Below are 18,456 nucleotides of genomic sequence, written 5' to 3' on the forward strand. Positions count from 1 at the left end.
ATTTCTCTCATAATATTATAACATAAAGACATTTAAATTGCTAGATTTATAAATAAAAAACGCCATATAAATGGCGTTAATATCTTGTGTTAATATAATCGTCAATAAGCGATTTATATTTACCCTCTATAAAGCAATCATTCTCTTTTAAAATTGTTAAAAGCCAATCTGCCGTTGAATGAAAAATCGCTTCCTTATAATCATAAAAAACTATTTCATATAAGACATTATTAAGTTTTTTGCTTTTGGATTTTACATAATATGAATCCACATTTTCATAATTAACAAGCTTTAACATCTTAGAAATAGTAATATTTTTTTTATGATATTGATCATTAGCTTTATTTCTAAAACTCATAGCAAGTTTTTGGTGCTTGCCTCTTAACTCTATCTCGTATGCATTGGCTGTATAATATTTGGCCATTATATTGTAGTACTGATAATTAAATATGCCCTTCTCCATTGAGTCCAACTTTACAAATGGTTTGGCGCCTATTCGGTTTAAGTACTCTAAATTTGCATCCAAAAATTGAGATTTAGTTAAGTCGCCGCTTTCTAATTGTGCAATCAAAAAGGATCTGTTTTCAAAAAAGCTTTCAAATAGACCCTTTTTATTTCTATATAGCAATTGTGTTCCTTTCTAATTACTTAACCTCTTCTGAATTATCCTTTAGTTCATCTGGAATTTCGTTTAATTCAAAACCAAGGTTTAAATAGATCTTGCATTCAGATTTTTCAGCAATTCTATTTAATTCGTTATAAAAATCAACAAGTTCTTCAGACTTTAAAGGAATTAATTTATATATACTATCTACATAAATTTTTTCCAAATCGTAGTCCATTGCAAGCATTCCGCTTAAGAAACCATAGAATCCAGCTAAATCCTTTACACCATAGTCTCCTGCGTTGATTAGTCTTACATTGTAATCAAGACTAAATATGTGTTCATCATCCACATCAATAAATGCAATATTTCCGTTGCCTGACTTGTTGTCTTCGTTTGCATTGTCAATCAGCCATTTTGTTTTGCCTGATCCTTTTGCTCCTAAAATAAACTTTACCATAGTAACCTCCTATTCTTATTAAATAGCTACCCAAATGTAACTTGTATTAATCAGTTAAAGATTCAAAGTAGTCGCAAGCCTTTTCAAATTCATCATCATCTTCAATAATTTCAAGGGTAAAGTTGTTGTCTTCACCTTCAATATATTTGAAAATAACAATATCTTCTCCAAGAGGACTATCTTCCTCTACTGCCAATAAAGCAACATATTCATTGCCATCAATCTCAAACTGATCTATAACAGCAAAGTCTTCACTATCTCCATTATCATAAGTTAAAGTAACTGTTTCGTATTCTTGCATCTCATCTTCGCAGCAGCAACCGTCTTCACAGCCACATCCATGTTCATGTTTTTTATCCATAGTCTCCTCCTATTTCTAATACTATTTTTATTATAACAGTAAAGTCTGTAAAAATCTACTCTACTTTTATAAATTATCAAATTTTTGTTTGATAAGTGATTTTATCTCATCAACATCCCATATATCAACAGCTTCTATAATTGAATTTTTAACTATATTATGAGTTTGAGCTAGAGATTTATCTGATATTAGCTTAATAGAGCTTGTAGCATTAAACCTATCAGCAATTAAACCCATAGTATATTTATTTATTTCAAATTTATTTTTATCTGTAAGTTCAAAGTTTGAAAACGCAACATTTATAACTTCACTATACCTGTTTTTTAAGAAAACTAATAAATTCGTTATAATTTGCTCTGAACTTCCCTCTTCAAGATCAAAAAGTATTCTAAAAAATAAATTCCATGAAAAATCTATGTTAATTATTTCAGAAAGTTTATTGCCTATCGAACTGATAAAAGGATCTTGAAATTTTAAATCTACCGGAAATTCAATTTGTTTTTTTAGGTCAATATATTTTGAATCTAAAAACTTTAAACGATTTAGTATTCTTATAAACTCATTTATATATGCCTCATCCTTTTCAGGAATCTTCATAAATAGATAGTTAATAATGGTGTTGCTTGTTAGTTTAAAATCAACAGGAAAACCAAATTCATTCCTAACTTTTTGGTAGTATATATCATTTAAACCTTTAGATAGACTTGTTCTTATCTCCTTCATAACATTTTCAGAAACATTGTTTGTAGGTTCATTTAAATGATTATAAAGCATCATAAGTTCTCTATCAATCATCTCTAAGTTTTCTTTGATTGAGCTCATGATCTCTGATAAGAACATTTCTGTTCCTGAGTAATTGAAATTTTTATATAAAATCTTATGATCTATTTCACCCCAGAATAAGTTAACTAAACTTTTTATCTGTAGCTCAAAATTATATGATTTTCCTTCGTACAAATACTTACCATCTATTTTATATATTTGGAAGCCGTTCTTTTGAAGTGTGGGCTGCTCTTCATCTAGATTTAAGAAAATATTTTCATTTAGGTATGAAGAATAGAGTCCATTATCATTTTTAATTCTAAAAAGATTGGTTATCTCTCTGTATATTCTTTTTTCATCTCCAATGAACCTGCACTCAATTCTTACACCAATTAAATCCGATAGATTATTCAAAAGATCTTCTGGAGAATCATATTGCATAAAGAGGTTATTCCTAATTATTTTTTCCTTTAGGCTCGACTCCTCTTTAACTCTAGATTTAACATCCATAAAATGATCCTTTGTAGAGAAAGTATTTGTGAAAAATTCATCTATAAGTTTTTCCACAGATAGTAATTCATCTAAATTTGAGTTTAATAAATCAATAGATTCATCAATAAATCTAAATAATTCTAGTTGCATTATAATAAAATCTCTACTGGATACTCCTCTTTTAATTCTTCAACCTTATTTTGATAAGCATTTAATTGCTTTACGCGTTTTAATTCAACAATTATATTTTCTCTTGCTGTATCAAGGTCAGGATTTTGAGTTGCATTAATCTTATTTAATTTGATTACATGAAAACCAAATTGAGTTTGAACAGGGCCTGCAACTTCTCCTTCTTTCATTTTAAATACTACTTCATCAAACTCTGGAACCATTTGACCTTGGCAAAAATCTCCTAGATTGCCTCCCTTGTCTTTTGACGGACAAGTTGAATATTCCTTAGCTAGTTCTTCAAAATTTTCACCTTTATCAATCTTTGCTTTGATATCTTTGGCTAGCTCTTCATCTTCAACCAAGATATGGCTAGCGTTTACAAAAGTTTTTTCCAGATCTTTTTTATGGGCTTCAAAATATTCTTTTATTTCTTCTTCCGTTGGCTCTGGAGCGCTAGTAATTATTTTTTGATAGGCATAGTTCTTTAGAAGATTTTCCTTTGTAGTTTTAAAAACTCTTTGGAATTCTTCATCATCTTCTAGATTTTCATCTTCAGCATAATGGAGCATCAATTCTTGATTAAGCATTTCCTTTAGAATTGTTTCAAATCCATTTTCTTCATTCATAAAATGCCTTACAATATTAGGATCAAGGCTTGATAGAAACCTTTGAAAATCCTCATTTGTAAATTCCTTATTTCCTACCTTGGCTATCACTTTAATATCTGTCATTGTTACCTCCTATTTACTTACTTCAATTTTGAATTTAACCATGTTATCGTTCATATCAACAGCTTCTACATCGAGTGCATCCCTATTTAACTCTACAGCAAGAGTTTCAGACATAATCTCTTCTGTATACTTGTCTAGAGCATTTGAGAAGTTGTCGTTTGCTTCGTATTTGATTTCAATTCTATCACTTATATTTAAGTCCAAGCGTTTTCTTTCTTGTTGAATTTTTGATATAAACTCTCTAGCATAACCTTCGTTTATTAAATCATCAGTTAAAACTGTATCCAATAGCACATATACACCGTTTTCAACTTGAACGTCATAGCCATCTTTTGCACTTACACGAATATCCAAGTAGTCCTTATTTATTGTATATGTTTGGCCATCTAAATCAATATCTAAATCCTTGTTTTCAATTTCTTCAATTAACTTAGCTTTGTCAGATTTTTGCAAGTATTGTGCAAATTTACCAACTGATTTACCGAATACTGGTCCAGCAAGTTTAAAGTTAGGTTTTACTTCATAGTTCATATAATCAGATACATTTGAAGAATAAATTATTTCTTTAACATTTAATTCTTCTTTAATCAATGATTCTAGGTCATGCACCTTGTCTTTATATTTATTATCAACAATCATTGATGCTATTGGCTGTCTAACTTTAATGTTTTCTTTTTCACGACCAGCTCTTCCAAGCGAAACAATTGTTCTAACCAAATCAATTTTTGTTTCTAATTCTGTATCGATTAGGTCTTTATTAACTACTGGATAATCTTCTAAGTGAACAGATTTACCATCAGTTAAATGTTGATAAAGTTCTTCAGCTATAAATGGAGTAAATGGTGCAATTAACTTAGAGATTGTTAAGAGAACTTCATATGTTGTTAAGAATGCAGAATCTTTACTCTTTGAATCTTCTCCCCAGAAGCGTCTTCTAGATCTTCTAATATACCAGTTAGATAAGTCTTCAACTACAAAATCAACTAGTGCCTTAGAAACTTTTGTAAGCTCAAAAATATCTATATTTTCTTCAACTAAATCAATTAGAGAATTTAGCCTGGAAATTATCCATTTATCCAACTCATCTCTTTCGCTTATTGAAATGTTTAGTTCATCTGGTTTAACATTTTCACTATTTACATATAAGGAGAAGAATGTATAAACGTTTCTTAAACTTCTAATGAATTTAGATTCAACTTCTTTTAGGCCATCCTCATCATATTTTGTTGGTAGCCAAGGAACTGAAACATAAACGGCGTAGAATCTAGCAACGTCAGCTCCATACCTATCAAATATATCGAATGGATCAAGAGTATTTCCCCTAGACTTACTCATTTTCTTGCCGTATTTATCTAGAACCAAATCGTTTACTAAAACAGATTTGTAAGGCGATTTACCTGTCATATACGTCCCTATTGCGAGCATTGAGTAAAACCAACCCCTAGTTTGGTCGATACCTTCACAAATAAAATCAGCTGGATAATGGTTAAAAAAGTCATCGTCTTTAACAAAAGGATAATGTCTTTGTGCAAAAGGCATACTTCCGCTATCAAACCATACATCAATAACATCCTTATATCTGGACATCTTGCCACCGCACTTGCTGCACTTAATATGGCAATCATCAACATAAGGTCTGTGCAAGTCAATTGTCTCATCAATATTTTCTATAGATTTCTCTACTAATTCTTTTCTGCTGCCAATGCTTATAGTTTCTCCACAATCTTCACATTTCCAAATTGGAAGTGGAGTACCCCAGTATCTGTTTCTAGATAAGGCCCAGTCATTTAAATTTTCTAGCCAATTACCGAATCTCTTTTCACCGACAAATTCAGGATACCATTTAACGTCGTTATTAGCCTCAATTAGCTTATCTTTAAACTTTGTGACCTCAATATACCAAGATGGCTTTGCATAGTAAATTAAAGGTGTATGACATCTCCAGCAATGTGGATAATTGTGATCGACCTTTTGTCTTCTTAAAAGTTTTCCCTCTTCTTTTAAATAATTTAATATTTCCGGATCGGCATCAAATACATTCATACCTCCCCATTTACCGACATTAAATTTGCCCTCTTCATTTACAGGGTTGAAAACTGGTAAATCATATCTTCTACCTGTATTATAGTCATCTTCCCCAAAAGCAGGAGCTGTATGAACTATACCAGTACCGTCTGTAATTGTAACGTAATCAGCAAGAGTAATATAAAAAGCTTTTTTGTCAGCTTCAAGCATTGGGATCAGTTGTTCATATTCAAGACCTTCAAGGTCTGTTCCCTTCACAGTTTTAATTATCTCATAATCTTCTGTTACGCCTTTTAGTACATCTGTAACTAGATCTTTGGCCATCCAGTATAATTCATCGTTGTCATTGTTTTTAAGTAACACATAATCAACATCTGCGTTAACAGTCAAGCTTACGTTTGATGGTAATGTCCATGGTGTTGTGGTCCATGCTATAAAATACTCATCTTTATCTTTTCTCTTGAATTTTACATATGCAGTTGTGGTTGTAATGTTTTCATAACCTTGGGCAACTTCGTGTGAAGCTAAACCAGTTCCACATCTTGGGCAGTATGGTAAAATTTTGTGTCCTTCATATAAAAGCCCATCTTTAAACATTTTGTCAATAATATGCCAAACTGATTCAATATAATCATTGTGGAAAGTAACATAAGGATTGTCTAAGTCTATTTCATAACCCATTCTCTCGGTCATTTGTCTCCAAAGAGATTCATATTGGAAAACAGAATCCTTACATTGTTCATTAAAAGCCTTAATTCCATAGGCTTCAATATCTTTTTTGTTGTGTAAGTCTAATTTCTTTTCGACTTCAATTTCTACAGGAAGACCGTGGGTATCCCAACCAGCTTTTCTCTCTACATAATAACCTTTCATAACCTTGTGTCTACAGGTCATATCTTTTAGAGTTCTAGAAACTACGTGGTGAATACCTGGTTTACCATTAGCTGTTGGTGGTCCTTCATAAAAAATATATTTAGGACCGTCTTCTCTTGTTTTTAAACTCTCGTGAAGTAAATCGATTTCCTTCCAATATTTAGAAATCTTTTCTTCTCTTTCTTTTACCGGTATATTTTCTAACGGTGTAAATTTTTTCATATAACCTCCTAATAAAAAAGCCCCTCGAATAATCGAGGGACGAAATTTCCGCGGTACCACCTTCGTTTGCAAATGCACACTTAAATGTAATTAACGCTTAACTCACGCCCGAAGGTAAACAGAAGCTGATTCCATAGTGATTAGTTTACGAATTTCCACCTATAATCGCTCTCTATAAAACTACATTCACCATGCGGTCTTCTTGTATATATTACAACATATAATTTAATTTTTGTCAACCTGTTTTGAGTTATTTTCCATCCATTTCTCTTCTTAAATCATAAAGCTTAGACTCTGGAATTATAACATCATCATAAGTTATAAAGTCTCCTTTTTTTATATCATTAACGAGAATTGTGTCAACAGATATAAAGCCATAAGGTAAAAGATTTCTCTTAATTGAATCCTCATAAGTAGTAATTGTTCCATAAGCTGCCTTGCCACCAGGTCTGCCAAGATTATCTCCAGCCTTTAAATCAACTTTTGCAACAGCTACTGTATCTGCAAAAGGCTTATCACTTCGTGGACTTATTGTAGGCGTATTATAAAAAAATGCTTGTGCAATTGTGATAGGAACTTCGATACTAGTTAAATGAAATGGTCTATATAAAATATAATATGGACCTTGGCCAATCTTTAAAAATCTCATCTCATAATCAATTAGATCATGTTTAGCTTTGACCATAATAAAGACGCCTGGAGCTATACCAAAAACAAAATCAGCAACCTTGTAATTATTTAATAAGCCTCCTTCAGATTTAATCCGAAGTTTCTGGTCTAAGTCTTTTAAGTCTGATTTTATACCGTGAGCTCCGATTATATCTGGTTTGAAACCAGTTGAATTACACATCATGGTTAACTCTTCCATGGTTTTGGAACCATCAACAAAAGTAGCTAGCATATAAGGAGAAAGTCCTTTAGCTTTAGCCTCTTCATATACGCTTTCATTATTAGCCGATAAATCCAGTGGATTGTTTTTGCCCTTGCCTATGGCCATTACTTCAAATCCTAAAAACTCGGCAAAGTCAAAGAGCTCTTTCACACTGCCCGGCTCATCTCCAGCAATGCCGGTATAACAAACACCAGCCTCTTTTGCCATCTTAGATAAAATAGGTCCGATCACAACATCGCATTCTACGTTGAGACTGACCAAATGTTTTTTGGCCTTTATAGCAGCATAAGCAATCTTTGCTCCTTCATAAGTCGATCCAGTTGCATCTACAATAACATCAATTTGATCTAGATCTATAAATTCATAGGGATCATTTGGAATAAAAAAGCCTTGTGAATTGTAATCTTCTTTTTTATTAATAGTATGAATAGATTCTTTTTCGACTCCACAAGACAAAAATGTTTCTATAGCCTTGGAATAAGTTCTGTTATAAATAATATTGCACTTGAATCCATCAATAAGATTTAATTGAGCTACTAAAGATGACCCCATAAATCCAGTTCCAATTACAAAAACATTTATCTCCTTGCCATCCCCATAATATTCATTTAACCTTTTAAGTAATACTTGCATAATTACCTCAACATCTTAGCAACTAGTAAAGCAGAATATATAGCCCAAGTTAAGTTATATCCACCACAATCCCCATCAACATCTAATACTTCACCTGTAAAGTAGATGCCTTTATGGATTTTGGATTCAAGGTTCGTGTCAATTTCATCTGTATTAATTCCACCAACAGTAATTTGACTAAGGGCCCAAGAACCTGCTCTAATATTACTAACTTCATAGTTTTTAATAAGCTTACATAGTTTGTCAATATCAATATCTTTAGTAGTTTTTACATTAAGCATTTTAAAGAAAACTTTATAAAGTCTCTTGTGAATAATGCCATTTAAAAACCATTTTGAATCAACATCATTTAACTTGTCTTGTCTTAGCTTTAATATAATTTTTAAATCATCTAAATCAACTAAAGGCAAAAAGTCAATATATATCTTATCGATCTTCTCCCTTAAGATATAGGACGATAATTCAAAAATACTATTACCACTGATGCCATTTTCAGTAAATAAGAGGTCTCCATTACAAGATTTATCACCTGCATAAACTGTCGCATTTAATCTCAAGCCTTTTAATTCTTTAGAAAAAGGAATATCGGCAATTAAGGGCCCTATACCTGGGTACAATTTTGTCTTGGTATGGCCCAAATCTTCGACCAACTTATATTGACTACCATCGGTACCAGTACTTGGATAACTCATTGAACCAGCAGAAAAAATAACTCTATCATAATCCTTGCTAGTATCCTTAGTTTTAATGGTGAATTTTTTATTCTTATTTATAGAAATAACTTCGGATTTAAAAAAGCAATCAATATCTCTGTCTTCTACTTCTTTAAGCAAGGCTTCTACAACTGATTGAGCTTGAAGGCTCATTGGATAAAATCTATTTCTTTCATCCAAATAAGGTATTATCCCAAGATTTATTATATACTCTCTGGCATCAATAAATTCGTCAGTATAAACTTTATCTAAAAAACTTTTATTGCCATGAAAATTTTCTCTAGAAATATTCTTATTTGAAAAATTGCATCGACCATTTCCTGTTATTAAAAGTTTTTTTAAGAGACGATCTGTCTTTTCATATATACTTACTTTATGACCAAGCTTAGAGAGCTCAATAGCGCTTACAACACCTGAAACTCCACCACCTACAACAGCTATGTCCATTATTTTTCCATGGCTTGCAAAGCTTCGGCTTGATAATAAGTTATGATGGATTCAATCATATCATCAAGATCACCGTCTAGGAAGTCTTGCAATTGATAAATCGTTTTGTTAATTCTGTGGTCTGTAATTCTTCCTTGTGGGAAATTATAAGTCCTGATTCTTTCAGATCTATCACCAGATCCCACTTGATTTCTCTTCATATCAGCCATCTTCTTTTCTTCTTCTTGAAGCTTTAAATCGTAGAGTCTGGATTTCAAGATTTTCATAGCTTTTTCCTTATTCTTAAGCTGACTTCTTTCATCCTGACAAGCAACAACAAGATTTTCAGGCAAATATGTGATTCTAACAGCAGAGTCTGTAGTATTAACTGATTGTCCGCCGTGTCCACCAGATCTATATACGTCAATTTTTAAATCTTTTTCATCAATTTCGATTTCAACATCTCTGGCTTCAGGCAAAACTGCAACAGTTGCAGCAGAAGTATGAACTCTTCCGCCACTTTCCGTCTCTGGGACTCTTTGAACCCTATGAACACCTGATTCATGTTTTAGTTTTGAGTAAGCACCCTTACCGTTGATCATAAAAATGGCTTCTTTGTATCCGCCAATACCAATTTCGTTAATGCTCATTACGTCAACAGTCCATCTATGTCTTTCAGCATAACGACAATACATTCTAAATAAATCACCAGCAAATAAAGCAGCTTCATCTCCACCTGTACCTGCACGAATTTCAACTATAACGTTTCTATCATCGTTAGGATCTTTAGGAATTAAGAGAGTTTTTACTTGAGTTTCTAATGTCTCTTCTTTTTCTTCAAGCTCCTTAAGCTCTTCTTTGGCCATTTCCTTTAAATCATCATCTAAACTTTCACCCAAAAGCTCCTTAGTATTTTCTAAGTCTTCTAGGCATTTTTTATATTCTTTGATTACTTCAACAATTTCAGTTAGATTGGAATGTTCAATCATAACCTCCTGATACTTTTCAAGATCATTGACAAGGTCAGGATCCATGATCATTTTATTAAGTTCTTCATACCTATCTTCAATACCTTTTAATTTTTCTAACAAGTCCTATCTCCCTCCCATGACAACAAATCTATCCATATTAGAATAATCTTTATAAATTTTAAAATTAACTTTCTTTTCTTCTAACAATTTCGAAATTGCATCTCCTTGACTCTCGTCAAATTCCATAAGAACTAAACCATCATCTGTCAAATACTTATCATATTCTTGAATGAATTTTTTTATAATCGATAAACCATCATTGTCTGCAAATAAAGCTAAATTCGGTTCATAATCGATAACAGTTTTATCTAGAATTCTCTTTCTATTAAGCGGAACATAAGGTGGATTAATAGTAATTAAATCAAATTCACCAACTATGTTCGAAAACAAGTCAGACTCAATAAAGTCTGCATCTATATTATATATATACGCATTCTTTTTTGCAACTTCTAACGAATCTTTAGAGATATCAGCAAGAGTAACACTTTTTATATCCAGCTCACTAGCTAAACTTATTCCTATGCAGCCACTGCCTGTACATAAGTCCAAATACCTATCAATAGTTTTGCCTTTATAATAATTTATACATTCTTCAACTAATAATTCAGTCTCTGGCCTTGGTATCAAAACTCTCTCGTCTACATAAAATCTCCTATTATAAAATTCTTTATATTTAAAGATGTAATTATAAGGGCATCCGCTAGCTCTTATATCTAACAATCCAATAAACTTATCAATTTCTTCTTGAGAACATTCTATGTCTTTATTAAAATGAATATCAGTTAGTGAAAGTCCAAAAAAATCTCTGATAAACAAATTGGCTTCAAATTCATTATTATTTATATTTTCAAGATATTTTAAAGCAATTTCTTTGACTTCATTTACTTTCATAGTCACCTCAAAAAAGAATCCTATAAAATAAAAGAGCTGCTATAAACGCAGCTAATTTATTTTCCTGATTTTTCGTATCTCTTCTTAAATTTCTCAACTCTACCACCACGTTCGGAGAACTTTTGTTTTCCAGTAAAGAATGGATGGCATTCTGAGCAAACATCTACTTTTAATTCATCTCTGGTTGAACCAGTTGTGAAAGTGTTTCCGCAAGCACATGTTACTGTAACTTCTTTAAATTCTGGATGTATACCTTGTTTCATTATATTCACCTCTTTCCAATCAATCTATTTAGAACAAATTTTGACCATATTATTATATCTCTTTTTCGAGAAAATTGCAAGTTTTATTTAGCATATTCAGGTTTCTTATCTAAATAATGTCTAGCTTGTATAAAACGCACTGTTCCTGTTTCAGCTCTTAAGACAAGTGTTTCGGTTGTTGCAACATTCTTTTCGATATAATTAACACCATCTAAAAGTTCACCATGACTTACACCTGTTGCAGCAAATGCAGCGTCATCACCTTTTACTAGGTCATCAATTTTGTAAATCTTGTCACATTCAACACCCATCTTATGACATCTATCAATTTCTTCTTGGTTTCTAGCGGTTAAGTATCCTTCGAAATATCCACCTAGACATTTTAATGCAACTGCAGCTAAAACACCTTCTGGTGCCCCACCTCTACCAACTAGCAAATCTCCACTTACATTATCAAAGCAAGTTGAAATTGCACCTAAGACGTCACCATCTTGAATAAATCTAATTCTAGCTCCAGCTTTTCTAATTCGGTTTGCAATTTCAATATGTCTTTCTCTGTCGAGCATAACAACTGTGACATCAGAAATATCTTTATTTAGAACTTTAGCTAAAATTTCAAGATTTTTTTCTATAGGATATTCAATAGAAATTTTTCCTTTAGCTTTTGGACCACAGGCAATCTTTTCCATATACATATCTGGAGCGTGAAGAAGATGTCCTTCTGGAGCCACAGCTACTACAGAAATTGCATCGCTCATACCTTTTGCAATTGCAGTTGTACCATCAAGAGGATCTACAGCTATATCTACATGTAGAGAATTATCGTTTCTTTGGCCAATCTTTTCTCCAATATAGAGCATAGGGGCTTCATCAATTTCGCCCTCACCAATTACAACTGTACCGTTTATATCAACAGTATCAAACATCTTTCTCATAGCATCTACAGCAGCTTGATCAGCTGCGTTTTTATCGCCTTTTCCTAAATACTTAGCAGAACGTAAAGCAGCAGCTTCAGTTACTCTTGCTAAATTCATAACTAAATTTCTATCCATATATTATCCCCTTATTTAATCTCATTTTGAAATTTTTCCCAGTCTTTTTTAAAACTATCTATGCCTTTGTCTGTTAGCGGATGATTAATCATTTGATTAAAGATCTTATAAGGAATAGTAGCAATATCTGATCCAGATTTAGCGGCATCGTTAACATGATTTACTGTTCTAATAGATGCAGCAATTACCTCTGTTTCAATTCCATACTCTTCAAATACATGCATTATGTCTTCAATAAGTTGCATGCCATTATAGCCTATGTCATCAATTCTACCAATAAAAGGACTTACATAGGTCGCACCTGCATTAGCAGCCATAAGAGCTTGATTTAGAGAAAAAATCAAGGTGCAATTTGTTTTAATGCCTTCTTTTGAAAGAATTTTAATAGCCGCTAGTGCCTCCTTGGTCATAGGAACTTTTACAACAATATTATCATGTATCTTGGCAAGTTCTCTAGCCTCTTTGACCATACCATCAGTATCATAGGAATTTACTTCAGCGCTAATAGGACCATCAACAATATCGGTTATTTCTTTAACCACTGACTTAAAATCTCTGCCTTCTTTAGCTATCAAGCTTGGGTTTGTTGTAACTCCACAAATAACACCAAGTTTTGCAATATCTTTAATCTCTTCAATATTAGCTGTATCGATAAAAAAACGCATTTTAAATCCTATAAATTTATAGTGGCAATCTTAATCATGCCATTTTCTTCTTTAAATTCTTTTTCAACTTCAAATTTTTTGTCGAAGCCGGTCATGTTGTATAATCTTTCAAAATAATACATTATGATTCCAGCATCTTCAAAGAAATATTTGCCATCAAACTCTTTTAAGTAAAGTTCAACGGAATTGTTTTTCATTAGGAATCTCCATGTTTGTGAATTTAAAGTATTAGGAGCAAATCTTACATAATAAAATAAGTCATCCAAACCTCTTTGTTCTAGCATATTGATATCTACAGGATTATCAAAGCTACCATCGAACACAATTTCATCAACAGATTTTCTTTCGCTAGCTTCTTCTACTACAAAAGGATTTCTTGCCTTTGGATATCCAATAGCTAACAATAAATTAGCCTTGTGTTCATTGCCAAAAACCTTTGTCTTAATGTCATCAGCAGTGTCAAACAAACCAATCCAGCAGGATCCTAAACCTTCTGATTCCAAGAAAGTTATGATATCTTCAGCATTATACATGCCGATAACCTTTTCCCTATCTGAGGATGCACCAAAATCAACTGAGATATAGCTAGGTGCACTTATCATTACACCGTTATATCCAGCATGACCATTTAGACCATCATAAATAGCCTTGCCATTTTCGTGAAAAGCAAAACTATTGCCTTTATCAGAATTAAATACTCTGATTAAGTTGTTAATTTTTTCAACTGTTGCCTTTGAAATTGATTTTGATTTGAAGTGTCTTACGCTCTTTCTTGAGCCCAAAAAATTGTTCATTAACATAATAAATTCCTCCCACATAATTATAACAAATTTTTATTAAAATTGCTAATCTTCTCTAGAATCTAAGATTATTGTAACTGGACCATTATTATTAAAAAATAAGTTCATATCTGCTCCAAATTCCCCAGTTAGAATTTCTAAGCCGCTAGAACCTAAGCCCTGAATTACTTTATTATAAAGTTCTTCTCCAAGCTCGGCCCCTGCAGCATCCATAAAGTTAGGCCGCCTCCCTTTTCTGCATCTTGCATACAAGGTAAACTGACTAACTACAAATAAACTAGCTCCTACATCTTTAGCACTTAAATTAATTTTACCATTTTCATCTGAAAACAACCTTAACTCAGGTATTTTTCTAACAATAAAATCAACATCCTCTTGGCTATCGTCATTTTTTACTCCCAACAGCACAAGTAAAGTTTTATTGTTAGTCTCACTTTTAATTTTCCCATCTATAATGCACTTTACAGCGTCACATCTTTGTAAAACTGCAATCATTAGTTTATCTTCCTATAAGCATCTAAAACTGAAGGGATTTGTTTTAAATCTCTTAGTAGATCGTTTAACTCACCCTTATTGTCTACTTTAATGGTCATAGAGATAGTAGCTGCACCATTATCCTCAACTTTTGCATTTAATCCTTTAAGTTGAGCATTTTGTTCTCTCATAAATCCAGCCACTTCACTTAATAAACCTACTCTATCAGTAGCTCTAACCTCAATATTGCTAATAAAAGCTCCATCAATTTCATTACTCCATCTAACGGAAATTTCTGATAGACGGTTTTTGAGCTCATTAGCATTTGGACAGTCAGCCCTGTGGACACTAACCCCGTGACCTTTAGTTACAAAGCCAATAATACTATCGCCTGGAAGAGGATTACAGCATTTTGAGATTCTTACTTTTAGACCAGGAATATCATCTACTATAATTGAACTTTGAGATTTAGAAAAATGTTCTTTGGTTGGGTTAAATTCCTTAGGTATATTGTGTTTAGGAAGTATATCCTGAACTTGCAATCTAATTTTATTAACAACATTTGCTAGCTTTAAGTTGCCATAACCAATTGAATGATATAAATCATCAATTTCATTTGTAGAAAAATAATCTAGAACATCTTTAATGTTTTCTTTGCTAAGTGCTTCATGAACATCAATATTTAAATTCTTTAATTCATTCCAAAGCATTTCTTTGCCTAGAGCTGTATTTTCTTCCTTATCAATAGATCTAAACCAGGATTTAATTTTTCCCCTAGCCCTATTACTCTTAACAAACTTTAACCAGTCTCTACTTGGACCTACTAAATTTTTAGATGTTATAATCTCAACGATATTTCCATTTTCCAACTTATAATTTAATGGAACAATCTTCCCATCAACCTTAGCTCCAATACATTTATTGCCAACATCAGTATGGACTCTATATGCAAAGTCAACAGGTGTAGCACCTTGAGGTAGGTCTACGACATCTCCGTTTGGTGTAAAAGCAAAAACTTCATCGTTGAAAAAATCCACCTTTAATGTTTCTATAAAGTCTTTTGGATCTGTTAAATCAGATTGCCATTCCATTAATTGCTTTAACCATTTTAGATTAGAGTCAAAATTTACATTTTTTAGATTTTCTTTATACATCCAGTGAGCAGCAATACCGTACTCAGCAGTTTTATGCATATCCCAAGTCCTAATTTGAACTTCAAAGACATCTCCTTCATCACTCATAACAGTAGTATGAAGCGATTGATACATATTTGGCTTAGGCATAGCAATGTAATCCTTGAATCTTCCTGGGATTGGCTTCCAGTTAGCATGGACAACCCCAAGAGCTGTATAGCACTCGTTAACTGTATCAACGATAATTCTAACAGCCGTAAGGTCATATATAGATTCAAAGGACTTGTTTTGATCTTTCATTTTTTTATAAATGGAATAGAAACTCTTTGGTCTGCCCTCTATATAATATTTAAGGTTTTGTTCATCAAGTTTTTCTTTAAGCTGATCAATAATATTCTCAATTTGATATTCTCTTTCAGCTCTTTTTTTGTTGACCTTATCAACTAAATCATAATAAGTATCTGGATCTATATGTCTAAGGCAAAGATCTTCAAGTTCCCACTTAATTCTAGATATACCTAGCCTATGGGCTAAAGGAGCGTAAATATCCAAGGTTTCCCTGGCAATTCTTTGCCTCTTTTCATCAGTCATATATTCTAGAGTTCTTAAGTTATGAAGTCTGTCTGCTAGTTTTACTATAACGACCCTAATATCCTTACTCATTGCTAGAACAAGTTTTCTAATATTTTCAGCTTGTGATTCTTCACCGGATTGATAATTGATAGATTTAATTTTTGTTACGCCTTCAACTAAATTTGCAATATCAGTGCCAAATTTTTCTTGAATATCTTCATAGGTAGCAGAGGTGTCTTCAATTGTATCATGAAGGAGTCCAGCGCAAATAGTCGCAGTATCCATATTAAGACTTGCTAAAATCTCTGCAACTGCAACTGGATGGATTATATATGGCTCACCACTTTTCCTCTTTTGTCCTTCGTGATGGCTATTAGCATATTCAAAAGCCGTTATAACTAAATCCCTATCAAAATCTGGATTATAGCTCTCAATTGATTTTAATAAATTATCTATCATATTATCACCTCGCAATTCTATAATTTGTTATGACAACATCGACATTTTTTACACCCCTAAACTCGTTGAGTTTTGGATAATAAACAATGTCCATAGTAATTTTTCCATTGTTCAATAAATAAGCAATATCATTATTATAATTATCTTTTATAAATTGTAAAAATATATCTTCATCTTGAAATAAAACAGCTTCTCTTGGGGTATTAACATTCGTAACAAACTCTAATTTAATAACATTTTTGTTCTTTCCAAAAACTCTGAAGTTTTTTAAAGTTAAATTCCTATCTGCAAATAAAGGCTCTGGATTACCCTTACCAAATGGCCTAAATGAATTAATCATATCCAATAATCTTAGGTCAACCAAGGCTATAGGAAATAAGGCATCAACTGAAATCTCCCGGCTAAGGTCAATTTCATTATCCTTAGCATATTGGTTAAGAGCTAATTTAAATTCTTCTAAGTTAGCTTCTTGCATTGAAATGCCAGCTGCCATTTCGTGGCCACCAAACTTATCCAAGTAAGAGCTACATGCAGAAATTGCTTTAAACATATTGAAATTATCAATAGATCTGCCAGACCCTTTTAAACCATTTTTTGCATCTGTTAAAACTATAGTTGGTCTATGGTACCTTTCCTTAACCCTACCAGCAACAATTCCAGCGACAGATTCGTGGGTCCCCTTTACATATTCAACAATAAAATCATCAAGATCCTCTGGATTAATTTTCTGAAGTACTTTTTTTAAAGCATCTTCAGTCATAGACTTCCGCTCTTCATTCAGTTCATTAAGTTCCATTGCAATTGAATCAGCTTTAATACTATCATTTGTAATTAATAATTCTATACCCAAACTTGCGGTATCTAACCTACCACTTGCATTAAATCTAGGGCCTAAAATAAACCCTAAATGATAAGTGTCAATTTGATTTTTATTCACACTTGATACTTCTATTAAAGAATTCAAGCCTATATTTTTTGTTCTTCTTAAGGCCAGAATACCCTTCGTAGCAATATATCTATTTTCACCGATTAAATTAACCACATCACAAATTGTAGCAAAGGCAGCAAGTGAGATTAATTCATCATATAAATCCACTGATAACTTGTTGTATTTTTTTAAAATATCTACACATATTTTAAATACAATGCCTGCTCCACATAAATCTTTGAAAGGATACTTACAGTCCTTTCTTAAAGGATCAATTACAGCTTGAGCATCAGGCAAGATATCATTTCCATCTTCATTTTTAATTTGATGGTGATCTGTGATTATTAAATCTATCCCTAATTCTTTAGCTTTCTTAGCAGCATCAAAGGCTTGAACACCATTGTCACATGTAATTATTAAATCTCCGCCTTCATTTACAATATCCTTAACCATAGTACTATTAATTCCGTATCCATCTTCAACCCTATGAGGAATTTTATAAGAAACATCTATACCTAGTTCAGTAAAAGTTTTAATAAATATTGAAGTGCTCATAATCCCATCAACGTCATAATCACCAACAATATATACCTTTAAATTTTCTTCCACAGCCTTATCAATATAACTTTTTAGAATATCATAATTTTTCATAGTGTTTATATCATTTAAAAGTGTATCTGGCACAGTAATGTAATCTTCAATATCTTTAATATCAACAATATCACGGTTATATAAAATTTGTAATTTAGTTTTGGTAAGTAAGTCTAAAGAAGTTTTCGGAAATTTTTCCCTATGCTTTTGTTTTATAAACCATTTCTCCAT

At 32.2% G+C, this 18,456-nt stretch carries 17 protein-coding genes; all 17 read right to left on the reverse strand.

Annotated features, from left to right (window positions below):
• Positions 1-76: 76 nt before the first annotated feature.
• The 17 genes from AC6FXG_RS01860 to recJ all read right to left on the reverse strand — a co-directional run bounded on the left by AC6FXG_RS01860 (position 77) and on the right by recJ (position 18,456).
• Positions 77-628: a DUF6648 family protein gene (locus AC6FXG_RS01860; protein ID WP_075573614.1), complete on the reverse strand. Its 552-nt coding sequence runs from the start codon at positions 626-628 to the stop codon at positions 77-79.
• 16 nt (positions 629-644) lie between these two features.
• Positions 645-1,064, reverse strand: coding sequence for a hypothetical protein (locus tag AC6FXG_RS01865; protein WP_075573613.1), 420 nt, complete (start codon positions 1,062-1,064; stop codon positions 645-647).
• A 46-nt stretch (positions 1,065-1,110) separates the two neighbouring features.
• On the reverse strand, positions 1,111-1,425 hold the full coding sequence (locus AC6FXG_RS01870; protein WP_083427695.1) for a DUF1292 domain-containing protein: 315 nt from the start codon (positions 1,423-1,425) through the stop codon (positions 1,111-1,113).
• A gap of 66 nt (positions 1,426-1,491) precedes the next feature.
• Positions 1,492-2,829, reverse strand: coding sequence for a GTP pyrophosphokinase (locus AC6FXG_RS01875; protein WP_500571332.1), 1,338 nt, complete (start codon positions 2,827-2,829; stop codon positions 1,492-1,494).
• The gene (locus tag AC6FXG_RS01880) at positions 2,829-3,581 is read right to left on the reverse strand and encodes a peptidylprolyl isomerase (RefSeq protein ID WP_500571333.1); all 753 of its coding nucleotides are present in this window, start codon (positions 3,579-3,581) and stop codon (positions 2,829-2,831) included. The genes AC6FXG_RS01875 and AC6FXG_RS01880 overlap by 1 nt, the downstream gene beginning before the upstream one ends.
• Before the next feature lie 9 nt (positions 3,582-3,590).
• Positions 3,591-6,701, reverse strand: a complete 3,111-nt coding sequence (gene ileS, locus AC6FXG_RS01885; RefSeq protein WP_500571334.1) for an isoleucine--tRNA ligase — start codon at positions 6,699-6,701, stop codon at positions 3,591-3,593.
• Positions 6,702-6,951: 250 nt separating this feature from the next.
• A complete protein-coding gene (locus tag AC6FXG_RS01890; protein WP_500571335.1) occupies positions 6,952-8,226 on the reverse strand; it encodes an NAD(P)H-dependent oxidoreductase in 1,275 nt (424 codons plus the stop codon).
• Positions 8,227-8,228: 2 nt separating this feature from the next.
• Complete coding sequence (locus AC6FXG_RS01895; RefSeq protein ID WP_500571336.1) at positions 8,229-9,386, reverse strand: BaiN/RdsA family NAD(P)/FAD-dependent oxidoreductase; 1,158 nt, start codon at positions 9,384-9,386, stop codon at positions 8,229-8,231.
• Positions 9,386-10,456 (reverse strand): peptide chain release factor 1, encoded by a 1,071-nt coding sequence (prfA, locus tag AC6FXG_RS01900; RefSeq protein WP_075573607.1) that lies wholly within the window; start codon positions 10,454-10,456, stop codon positions 9,386-9,388. Before prfA ends, AC6FXG_RS01895 begins: the two co-directional genes overlap by 1 nt.
• A gap of 3 nt (positions 10,457-10,459) precedes the next feature.
• Positions 10,460-11,287, reverse strand: a complete 828-nt coding sequence (prmC, locus tag AC6FXG_RS01905) for a peptide chain release factor N(5)-glutamine methyltransferase (protein WP_500571337.1) — start codon at positions 11,285-11,287, stop codon at positions 10,460-10,462.
• Positions 11,288-11,343: 56 nt separating this feature from the next.
• A complete protein-coding gene (gene rpmE, locus AC6FXG_RS01910) occupies positions 11,344-11,550 on the reverse strand; it encodes a 50S ribosomal protein L31 (protein WP_075573605.1) in 207 nt (68 codons plus the stop codon).
• A gap of 83 nt (positions 11,551-11,633) precedes the next feature.
• Complete coding sequence (gene glpX / locus AC6FXG_RS01915; protein WP_500571338.1) at positions 11,634-12,602, reverse strand: class II fructose-bisphosphatase; 969 nt, start codon at positions 12,600-12,602, stop codon at positions 11,634-11,636.
• Between the two features lie 11 nt (positions 12,603-12,613).
• Positions 12,614-13,267: a fructose-6-phosphate aldolase gene (gene fsa / locus AC6FXG_RS01920; protein WP_500571339.1), complete on the reverse strand. Its 654-nt coding sequence runs from the start codon at positions 13,265-13,267 to the stop codon at positions 12,614-12,616.
• Between the two features lie 8 nt (positions 13,268-13,275).
• Entirely contained in the window at positions 13,276-14,067 is a 792-nt protein-coding gene (locus AC6FXG_RS01925; RefSeq protein ID WP_500571340.1) for a nitroreductase family protein, read from the reverse strand.
• 45 nt (positions 14,068-14,112) lie between these two features.
• Positions 14,113-14,562, reverse strand: a complete 450-nt coding sequence (gene dtd / locus AC6FXG_RS01930; RefSeq protein WP_075573601.1) for a D-aminoacyl-tRNA deacylase — start codon at positions 14,560-14,562, stop codon at positions 14,113-14,115.
• The gene (locus AC6FXG_RS01935) at positions 14,562-16,706 is read right to left on the reverse strand and encodes a RelA/SpoT family protein (RefSeq protein ID WP_500571341.1); all 2,145 of its coding nucleotides are present in this window, start codon (positions 16,704-16,706) and stop codon (positions 14,562-14,564) included. Before AC6FXG_RS01935 ends, dtd begins: the two co-directional genes overlap by 1 nt.
• A 4-nt stretch (positions 16,707-16,710) precedes the next feature.
• Positions 16,711-18,456: a single-stranded-DNA-specific exonuclease RecJ gene (gene recJ, locus AC6FXG_RS01940; RefSeq protein WP_500571342.1), complete on the reverse strand. Its 1,746-nt coding sequence runs from the start codon at positions 18,454-18,456 to the stop codon at positions 16,711-16,713.

This window comes from Ezakiella massiliensis, from assembly GCF_059862345.1.

What these genes read in the sequence shown, in the direction of transcription:
- AC6FXG_RS01865 (WP_075573613.1), bottom strand. Translation starts at nt 1,064, where the DNA reads ATGGTAAAGTTTATTTTAGGAGCAAAAGGATCAGGCAAAACAAAATGG.
- AC6FXG_RS01870 (WP_083427695.1), bottom strand. Translation starts at nt 1,425, where the DNA reads ATGGATAAAAAACATGAACATGGATGTGGCTGTGAAGACGGTTGCTGC.
- AC6FXG_RS01875 (WP_500571332.1), bottom strand. Translation starts at nt 2,829, where the DNA reads ATGCAACTAGAATTATTTAGATTTATTGATGAATCTATTGATTTATTA.
- AC6FXG_RS01880 (WP_500571333.1), bottom strand. Translation starts at nt 3,581, where the DNA reads ATGACAGATATTAAAGTGATAGCCAAGGTAGGAAATAAGGAATTTACA.
- ileS (WP_500571334.1), bottom strand. Translation starts at nt 6,701, where the DNA reads ATGAAAAAATTTACACCGTTAGAAAATATACCGGTAAAAGAAAGAGAA.
- AC6FXG_RS01890 (WP_500571335.1), bottom strand. Translation starts at nt 8,226, where the DNA reads ATGCAAGTATTACTTAAAAGGTTAAATGAATATTATGGGGATGGCAAG.
- AC6FXG_RS01895 (WP_500571336.1), bottom strand. Translation starts at nt 9,386, where the DNA reads ATGGACATAGCTGTTGTAGGTGGTGGAGTTTCAGGTGTTGTAAGCGCT.
- prmC (WP_500571337.1), bottom strand. Translation starts at nt 11,287, where the DNA reads ATGAAAGTAAATGAAGTCAAAGAAATTGCTTTAAAATATCTTGAAAAT.
- rpmE (WP_075573605.1), bottom strand. Translation starts at nt 11,550, where the DNA reads ATGAAACAAGGTATACATCCAGAATTTAAAGAAGTTACAGTAACATGT.
- glpX (WP_500571338.1), bottom strand. Translation starts at nt 12,602, where the DNA reads ATGGATAGAAATTTAGTTATGAATTTAGCAAGAGTAACTGAAGCTGCT.
- fsa (WP_500571339.1), bottom strand. Translation starts at nt 13,267, where the DNA reads ATGCGTTTTTTTATCGATACAGCTAATATTGAAGAGATTAAAGATATT.
- AC6FXG_RS01925 (WP_500571340.1), bottom strand. Translation starts at nt 14,067, where the DNA reads ATGTTAATGAACAATTTTTTGGGCTCAAGAAAGAGCGTAAGACACTTC.
- dtd (WP_075573601.1), bottom strand. Translation starts at nt 14,562, where the DNA reads ATGATTGCAGTTTTACAAAGATGTGACGCTGTAAAGTGCATTATAGAT.
- AC6FXG_RS01935 (WP_500571341.1), bottom strand. Translation starts at nt 16,706, where the DNA reads ATGATAGATAATTTATTAAAATCAATTGAGAGCTATAATCCAGATTTT.
- recJ (WP_500571342.1), bottom strand. Translation starts at nt 18,456, where the DNA reads ATGGAGAAATGGTTTATAAAACAAAAGCATAGGGAAAAATTTCCGAAA.